The organism is bacterium (assembly GCA_024226335.1).
Taxonomy (GTDB): Bacteria; Myxococcota_A; UBA9160; order SZUA-336; family SZUA-336; genus JAAELY01.
In genome coordinates this window covers 1-1,021 of record JAAELY010000439.1, presented here as the reverse complement: position 1 = coordinate 1,021, position 1,021 = coordinate 1, and the positions used below count along the sequence as shown (strand labels likewise).

Below are 1,021 nucleotides of genomic sequence, written 5' to 3'. Positions count from 1 at the left end.
CTCTCCACAAGCTCTTCCTCGTCCGCGTGCGTCGCTACTCCGAAGACATAGATCTCGTCCAGCTCAACGCCGGCCCCATCGGGCCGGTGATGAATGCGATCCGCGCACAACTCGATTCGTGGCTCGGCAAACCGAAATGGAAGCAGAACCGGGGACGCGTGACCCTGATCTATCGCTTTCGGTCAGAGATTCCACCCACCACGCCCTTGCGGCTCAAGATCGAGATCAACACGCGCGAGCACTTCACTGTCTTCGGTTTGTACAGAGCTCACTTCGCGGTGTCGAATCCATGGTATGCGGGAGAGGCTGAAGTCGTGAGCTATGCCGTCGAGGAGCTTCTCGGCACGAAGATGCGGGCGCTCTATCAGCGCAAGAAAGGGAGGGACTTGTTCGATTTGGCGACGGCGATGGATCGCCTTCCGCATCTCGATCACGCGAGGATTGTGCGATGCTTCGAGGCCTACCTGGCTAACGAGGGTGCGCGCGTTTCACGGGCCGAGTTCGAGGCGAATCTGGTCCGGAAGTTGGATGATCCGGATTTCTTGAAAGACCTCCAGCCGCTGCTCGCTTCCGAGGCGAGCTCTGATCCCTCAGCTTCCGATGCACTGCAGCAAGGCAGAGCGGTACTGCAGAATCTGATCGCGCAGCTGCCAGGGCAAGCCTGGAAGGGAGACTCGGGCAAGGTTCGTTCTGGGGATTGACAATTCCAGGTCCGAAGATACCGACTCTCGGCGCCAGGAGGCGATTGCGAGTCCGGCCTCCTTTACGTCAGGTTCAGCACGACGTCATCGTGCTAGCGCCGACGCGGCGCGCTGCTCGAGGAGGACGCGATCGTTTCCTCAAGGGCAAGCTGCATGCTCGCGGAAGGCGTGCTCTCCACCGCGCTCCACGACGACGGAGCGCCTCCGACCTGACCTACGATCAGCTGATGCGGAGGAACCTCGGACCGAGAAACGGAGAAGGCGACGTCTACTGGGTCAGCACCGAGGTCATCCATCGGCTCCGGCCGAGGTCGTCGGCG

Annotated in this window: 1 protein-coding gene; it reads left to right on the top strand. The window is 61.1% G+C overall.

Annotated features, from left to right (window positions below; genetic code table 11):
- Positions 1–701 (top strand): nucleotidyl transferase AbiEii/AbiGii toxin family protein (locus GY725_21100; GenBank protein MCP4006685.1); only part of this gene is annotated, 701 nt, incomplete at its 5' end.
- Positions 702–1,021: the final 320 nt, after the last annotated feature.